This is a genomic window from Massilia pinisoli (assembly GCF_024753285.1).
GTDB lineage: Bacteria > Pseudomonadota > Gammaproteobacteria > Burkholderiales > Burkholderiaceae_D > Telluria > Telluria pinisoli.
Window position 1 is genome coordinate 1 of the sequence record NZ_JANUGW010000061.1, and the last position, 676, is coordinate 676.

The window sequence follows — 676 nt, forward strand, 5'->3', positions numbered from 1 at the left end:
TGTCTCGTCCTTAAATAGGTTGACGGGTAACTGCCTTTTTCGTTACCCGTAAATCGGACTCTACAGACGCCCGGTGTACTGCATCGGGCGTTTTGTATTCCAGGGCCAGGTGCGGCCGCTGATGGTTATAGATATGGACAGCCTGGTCGATCATGGTCGCGGCTTGCTCAAGGTCTGCCGGCGTTGCGGTGAGTAGCTCATTCTTCAGGATACCGTTGACGCGTTCAGCCAGGGCATTCTGATAGCAGTCATAGCCATCGGTCATGGAGCATGCAATGCCATATCGTTCGTGTAGCTGCTGATATGGCCGCGCACAATACTGGATGCCGCGGTCGGAATGATGCACCAGGTCGCGTTCAGTCTTGCGCTGTCGAAGCGCCATGCGCAGCGCTACCAGTACGCCGTCGGTATGTAGGCTCGCATGCAGATGATGGCCTACAATGCGGCGCGAGTAGGCGTCCGTGATCAGGCTAAGATATCCGATCGTCTGTGCAGTGTCGATGTAAGTGATGTCAGCTACCCATACCTGCTCGGCCATCGTTGGCTTTGCGCGATCCTTCAAGAGGTTGGGATGCTTGTACAGCCAATGCTTCGAGTCCGTCGTTTTGCGGTAGCAGCGCTTTGGCCGAATCAGCATGTGGGCACGACGCAAGGCCTCGAACAAGCCGTCTCGTCC

1 protein-coding gene is annotated in these 676 nt (G+C 56.1%); it reads right to left on the minus strand.

The window, feature by feature from the left end:
• Positions 1-10: 10 nt before the first annotated feature.
• Positions 11-676 (minus strand): IS3 family transposase (locus tag NX784_RS28735; RefSeq protein WP_258820086.1); only part of this gene is annotated, 666 nt, incomplete at its 5' end.